4 protein-coding genes are annotated in these 6,475 nt (G+C 70.1%); all 4 read right to left on the bottom strand.

Annotation, left to right across the window (positions count from 1 at the left end):
• Positions 1-2,614 (bottom strand): GAF domain-containing protein (locus Mrose_RS19650; protein ID WP_119278394.1); only part of this gene is annotated, 2,614 nt, incomplete at its 3' end.
• Positions 2,615-2,805: 191 nt separating this feature from the next.
• Entirely contained in the window at positions 2,806-4,323 is a 1,518-nt protein-coding gene (locus tag Mrose_RS11515) for a carboxylesterase/lipase family protein (RefSeq protein WP_119278392.1), read from the bottom strand.
• Positions 4,324-4,362: 39 nt separating this feature from the next.
• Positions 4,363-5,460, bottom strand: coding sequence for a mechanosensitive ion channel family protein (locus tag Mrose_RS11510; RefSeq protein WP_182482782.1), 1,098 nt, complete (start codon positions 5,458-5,460; stop codon positions 4,363-4,365).
• A 19-nt stretch (positions 5,461-5,479) separates the two neighbouring features.
• Entirely contained in the window at positions 5,480-6,466 is a 987-nt protein-coding gene (plsX, locus tag Mrose_RS11505) for a phosphate acyltransferase PlsX (RefSeq protein ID WP_119278390.1), read from the bottom strand.
• Positions 6,467-6,475: the final 9 nt, after the last annotated feature.

Raw genomic sequence — 6,475 nt, 5'->3', positions numbered from 1 at the left:
GACCCACCCCCCGCTCCATCCGCCGTCCCCGCGCAGCTGCGGCCAGGTAGCCCGCCGCGGCCACCACCTCCAGGTAGTCCTCTCCCTCGCAGTAGAGCGAGAGGATGGCGGTGGTGGCACGGGTCTCCCGCAGCGCGGCCTCCACCGCGACCTCGTAAACTTCCTGGGCGGTGTGGGCTGGGCGCAGCAGGCCATGGGCCCTGGCGGTGGCCTCCAGGCGCGCGAGCCCCTCGCACTGTTGCAACTCCAGCACGGCCCGCTGGGCATAGGCCAGCAGGATCTCGCGCCGCAGGGCCTCCTCACCCTCGGGCAGCGGGGCGTCGTGCATGGCCACCAGGATGCCCAGCACCCGCCCGCCCATCCCCTGCAGGGGAACGCCCAGGTAGGCCTCGGCCCCCATCTCGGCGGCCAGGCGGTCCTGGGGGAAGAGTGCGGTGATCCCCTGGCGATACTCGCAGAACCGCCCGGCGAAGACGTCGGCGCAGGGGGTGCCCTCGAGGGGGTACTCGAAGGGCTCGCCACCGTGAACCGCCACCGCCAGGGCCCTGTCGGGGGAGAGGAGCCGGTCGAGGAAAGCCCAGCGCACCCCCAGGCTCTCCCCCAGCGCCCGCACCAGGGCCTCGAGGTCACCGGGGGGCACCCTGGCCAGGCGCTCCAGCGCCGCGCGCACCCGGCGCTCGGCCAGGGCCAGGCGGTGGCGCTCGAGGGCCCCCGCGAGCATTCCCCCCAGGCGCTCGGCCAGGGCCACCTCGAAGGGGGCAAAGGCCTTGCCCCGGCTCCCCGGCTCGGCGTAGGCCACCCCGAAGGACCCCACGGGCACCCCCAGGATGCTCTGCACCGCGTAGGCCCGCAAAGCCGCGGCCTCCACGGGGCCCGGCGGGAGGGGCGGCCTCGCGGTGTCCTCCACCACCAGCGGGGCCCGGCGGGTCCAAATCCAGCCAGCCCAGCTTTCCTGCCCCGGATCGAAGCGGGCCTGATTGAAGGACTCGATCTCGCCCCCCACCCCACTCGCCCCCAGGAGCCGCCAGGGCTTCTGTCCCTCGGGGTGGGCCCAGACCGCCGCGCGCCCGCCGCCCACCGCCTGGGCCAGGAGCCGGGCGAAGCCCTGAGCCAGCGCCTCGGGGTCGTCCTCCTGCGCCACCAGCAGAGCTCCCTCCAGCAGCAGGCGGGCCTCCAGGTCGTGGCGGGCGCGCTCGAGGGCGGTGGACCCGGCCTGGGCCAGCGCCTCCACCCAGCGGGCTTCCTGGGGGGTGTAGGGAGAAGCGCTCCGGGCCGCAATCAGCACCCCCAGCGCTTCCCCGTGCGGGCCCGGGAGGCGAGCGACGACCTCACTCCCGCTGGGGCGGGCGCGGCTTCCGGGCGGAGTGTAAATCCGTGGATCGCTGGCCACATCGGCCACTACCTGGGTCCCCTCCCGCAAGGCCACCCAGGAAATACCCCGGTCGGGAGGTAGTCGCTGACCCACGGTCTCAGCCAGCACCCCGCTCGCGGCAACCACCCGCAGGACGCCGCCCTCGAGCAGAAGCACCGCGGCCCACTCCGCCTGCACCAGCTCCGGGGCCAGCTCCACCAACAGCCGGGCGACCTCCTCGGGACTGCGGGCCTCGCCCAAGACCTCCAACGCCCGCAGCAGCACCTCCCGCTCCTTGGCCCGCTGGAGCAGGGTCTCCCGGTCCAGCTCGCGCAACAGGGCCAGGGAAAGCTGAACCGCGAAGGCCCGGGCCGGCGGAAGGGTAGCGTGGGGCTCGCTCAGGCCGTAAAGCCCCAGGAAGCCCAGCGTGGAGCCGTCCGACTTGAGGGGCAGCACCAGGGCGTTTCCCAGCGGGACCAGCGCCAGCAGCCAGGGCGCTACCCCCTCGCCGGGGATCTCCGCCAGCACCACCGGCTCGCCACTGCGCCAGGCCTGGGCGTGGGGACTCTCCTCCAGCGGTACACTCTGGCCCACAAAGGGCTCTACCTCTGGCCCCGCTGCCGCGACCAGGCGGCGGTGGAAGCCCTCCGCCAGGGAGACCGTCACGGCCTTCGCCCCCAGCAATTGGCGGGCTTCCTCTGCGCCGATGTGGGCTATCTCGGTCAGACCCTTCCCCTCCAGCATGGCCCGGTCCAGGCGGTACAGGGCCTCGAGCAGGGACTGGCGGCGCTCCAGCTCAGCCTCGGCGTGGGCGCGCTGGAGGATCAGGCTGAACAGGGGCAGCACCTCCTCCAGGGCCGCGACCCCCTCGGCCGGAATCGCCTCGGCGAAGAGCAAGCCCAGCGTGCCCAGCAGGGTCCCTTCGCCGCGCAGGGGGGCCAGGACCAGGCCCCGGTAGCCCAGCTCAGCCCAATGCCTGCTGGCCGGGCCGGTGGCCTCCTCGGGCAGGCGGTAGGCCAGCACCCGCCCGGTGTTCAGCGCTTCGGCCTCCTGCAGGGTGAGGCGGGCCTCCTCCAGCGGCTCCACACCCACCGCCGCCCGCAGCCCCAGGCCATTCTCCCGTAGCCGCAGCCAGGCCCCCTGGGCCCCCAGCGCCGCGGTCAGGGCGCTCAGGCCCCGCTGGGCCAGGGTCTGGGGGTCACTCCCCGAGGCCAGGGAGCGGCTTAGGCTGCCCAGAAGTCTGCTGATCGTGCGCGGCCCCATTTCCCCTCCAAACTATAGACTCCCCGCAACATTCGGGAGCCAGAATTCGAACAAATGTCTTGAGAGGAGTGTGCTGATCATACTTTCCCCGCCCACCATAGGTAGCCGCGGGGATGGGCGGCGAGCCCATCCCCCTGCACCCGAGCGCGGACGTGGAAGGGCGAGAGGGGGCCCCACCCTCCAAAGCTTCTCTAGTGGAAAAGCCCGCAGCGCCAAGCGTATTCATTGGGGATCATCTGGCTTCTGTCACCGAAGCGGAACAGGCCCTGCCCGTAGTCCTGCCAGCCGGGGCCTGGGCTGCCCGTGCGGGCGAAGCTGACCCAGGCGCGCTGCAGCTCTTCGCTGTAGAGCTGGCCCTTCTCGAGCGCCTCCTGGGTGAAAAACAGCATCAGTGCGGGCCAGGAGTTATGGGTGCCGAACAGCAGGGGCATGTCGATGCCGTGGAAGCTGCCCAGCACGCTCAAAAAGGGGCTCTGGAAGGTTTGCAGGTAGGCGTAGGTGGGGGCGTGGGGGGCCTGGGCGCGGGCGGCCTCGAGGCTGAGGCACAGCAGGTAGCGGTCGGTCTGGAAGTAGCCCCAGGCCTCGTTGGGCCAGTCGTAGAGCGAGCGGTAGAGCGCGGTGAATTGCTGGCCCTTGCCCGCAAAAGCCTCCTCGGCCCGCCGGGTGAACTCCTCCCAGCTACCCGGCCCCCCCACCACCTCGCCCCAGCTCTCCTGGAAGGTGCCCCCGGCGATCAGGGGAATTCCGGCGGCATCGCCGTCCTGAAGGGCCTGGAGCGGGGTCTTGCTGAGGTAGACCCCGTCGAGGTGGGGTTTCCAGGGGGTTTTCATGAAGCCGCCCTCCTCGAGCTTCCTCAGGCCCTCGAGCACCACCCCGGAGGTGGGGAAGAGGCGCTCGAGCGGCAGGGCCCGCAGGCAGGCCAAATCCGCGCCGGGGCAGCCCATCAGCGCGGCCCACCGGCCCACGAACTCCCGGTCTTGCTCGAGGGTGCGCACGTACTCACAGCCGCCCGACATCACAATGGCCTTGTGGAAAAGCCCCCTGGCCCTGGGGCTGGCCATCAGCGTGCACACCGACATGCCCCCAGCCGAGTGCCCGAAGACCGTGACGTTACCCGCGTCACCGCCGAAGGCGTGGATGTTGCGCTGCACCCAGCGCAGGGCCTCGAGCTGGTCCATCAGCCCGTAGTTGCCCACCGCTCCTTCGGGGGACTCGGCCTTGAGGCTCTCGAGCGCCAGCCAGCCCAGCGGCCCCAGGCGATAGTTGATGCCCACCACCACCACGCCCCGTGATGCGAGTTGGGTCCCGTCGTAGACCGGCTCGGCCCAGCTTCCCCCCGTGAAGCTGCCGCCGTGAATCCACACCATCACCGGCCAGCCCCCGGGCGGCGGGGAGCCCAGCGGCATCCACACCCCCAGGTTCAGGCAGTCCTCGCTCTTGGGCGGGAGATAGCCCCCGAGGTCGGTGGTGAGCGAGCGCCGCTGCGGGCAGGCGGTGGTGGGGGCCGTAGCCTGGAAGACCCCTTCCAGCCGCTCCACGGGCACCGGAGCCTTCCAGCGCTCGGCGCGGGCGTAGGGAATGCCCAGGAAATACGCCACCTGCGCCTGGGTGTTGACGCCCCCGCGCACGGTGCCCTGGGGGGCGAAGACATAGGCGCTTTCCGCGAGCGCGAAGCTGAGCAGAGCCAGGAGGACGAGTGAGCGCGCCATGGAGTTCAGTCTGGCGCAGACCGGAGGGAAAATCCGTGATCAGCTTTGGAATTTCTCGAGCCAGACCTTGGTTTGGGGAAAGGGAATCTCGATGTTCTCCTGGTCGAAGCGTATCTTGATGCGCCGGCGGAACTCGCGCCCGACGGCCCACTGCTCCTTGGGCTTGGTGCTCAGCAGCACCCGGATGACGACACCCGATTCGCCCAGTCGCTCCACCCCCAGCACCTCCGGGGCCTGGGTGAACTTCTCCTGCCACTGGGGATCGTTGAACAGGCGCTCGGCCTCGTCACGGATGACTTCCAGGGCCCGGTCCACGTCCTCGTCGTAGGCGACGGAGATGTCCTCCACGCTGCGGGCCCAGTCCCGGCTCATCACCGTCACCTGGGTCACCTGGGAGTTGGGGATGAAGTGGACCCGGCCCTGCAAATCGCGCAGCACCGTCAGGCGCAGGTTGAAGCGCTCTACCCCACCGCTCACCTGACCGATGCTCACCACATCGCCCACGCCGTACTGGTCCTCCAGAAGGATGAAGAAGCCATTGAGGACGTCGCGAATGAGGTTCTGGGCGGCGAAGGAAACCGCCAGCCCCACCACGCCCGCTCCGGCCAGCAGCGCGGTGACGTTGAAGCCCAGGTTGGAGAGGAAGAACAGCCCGCCCAGGAGGATCACCACCGACTTCAGGACCGCCTCGAGGACGCCCTTGAGGGTCTGGGAGCGTACCTGCTGGCGGGTGAACTCCTCGGAAGTGGGCACGGGGAGCCGCCCGAGCAGGCGCGAGACGGTGCGGTAGGCCAGGAAGGAGAAGGCCAGGATCAGAAGCCCCGAGGCTCCCTTGCTGCCCAGCCAGGCCACGAACTGCTCCCCCCAGCTGCGGAAGGGCTCGAGCGCCAGTCCCTGCACCAGCACGATCACCGAGAAGGCGGCTATCCCTACCAGGACCCACCAGACCCTACCCAGCCAACGCCAGTAGCGGTCGTCCTGTTCACTGGGGGTCAGGCTCCCTGCCCAGCGCAGCAGGCTGCCTCCTAAGCGCGCAGCCCAAAAAGCCAGAACCACCACCAGCAGGCTCAGGAACCAGCGCCACCAAGGGGCACCCGTGAGTTCAGCGAGCAATCCGGGAACGCCGATATCCTCCATAGATCGGCAGTATACCGACTCACCCGACGACCAATTGGGCGATGCCGCTGCGGATGCGCTCGACCAGACCCGCTTCCACCGCGCTCCTGGCTTTGCGTAGTGCGCTGTGCACTGCGCGGGCATTGGCCGAGCCGTGCCCGATGAACACCGCGCCCTCCACGCCCAGCAAAGGCATGGCCCCGTACTCGGCGGGGTCCATCTTGGCCCGCAGTCCCTGCAAGGAGCCCCGCACCAGCAGCGCCCCCAGCTTGCTCAGCAAGGAGCCGGTCAGCGCCTCGCGCACCCACTTGAGAATGGTGCGGGCTTCGCCCTCGGAGAGCTTGAGCACCACGTTGCCGGTGAAGCCGTCGGTGACGACGACGTCGCTGGTGCCCTTGAAGATGTCGCGGCCTTCGACGTTGCCCACGAAGCGGATGCCGGGGGCGGCCTTGAGCAAAGGGAAGGTCTCGAGCCTGAGCTGGTCGCCCTTCTCATCCTCCTCCCCGATGTTGAGCAGGCCCACCGTGGGCTCAGCCACCCCGTTGGCCCTGGCGTAGGCCGTGGCCATCACCGCGAACTGCACCAAAAAGCTGGGACGACAGTCGGCGTTGGCCCCGCCATCGGCCAGGAAGACCTTGCCCTTCTCGCTGGGCATCTCCACCAGCAGCGTGGGCCGCTCCACCCCCTTGATGCGCCCCAGGGTGAACAGCGCCGAGGCCAGCGTGGCCCCGGTGTGGCCCATCGCCACCACCGCGCTGGCCTCCCCGGCCTTGAGCAACTGCATGCAGACGTTGATGGAGGCTTCCTTGCGCTTGCGCACGTCGGTGGCGTGGTCCTCCATGCGGATGAAGTCCGGGGTGTCCACGATGGGCAGGGTGGCCGAGTGCCGGGCGAGTTCGGCCTCGAGCGCGGCCTTCTGCCCCACCAGCACCACGGGAACACCTTCCTTCGCGGCCATCACTGCCCCGGCCACGGTCTCCCTGGGCGCGTAGTCGCCGCCCATGGCGTCGAGTGCGATTGGCTTCATGAGGGGATT

The sequence above is a fragment of the Calidithermus roseus genome (assembly GCF_003574095.1).
GTDB lineage: Bacteria > Deinococcota > Deinococci > Deinococcales > Thermaceae > Calidithermus > Calidithermus roseus.
This window is presented reverse-complemented; position numbering and strand designations above follow the sequence as displayed.

Coding starts and splice junctions, on each gene's coding strand:
- Mrose_RS11515 (WP_119278392.1), bottom strand. CDS start 4,323: ATGGCGCGCTCACTCGTCCTCCTGGCTCTGCTCAGCTTCGCGCTCGCG.
- Mrose_RS11510 (WP_182482782.1), bottom strand. CDS start 5,460: ATGGAGGATATCGGCGTTCCCGGATTGCTCGCTGAACTCACGGGTGCC.
- plsX (WP_119278390.1), bottom strand. CDS start 6,466: ATGAAGCCAATCGCACTCGACGCCATGGGCGGCGACTACGCGCCCAGG.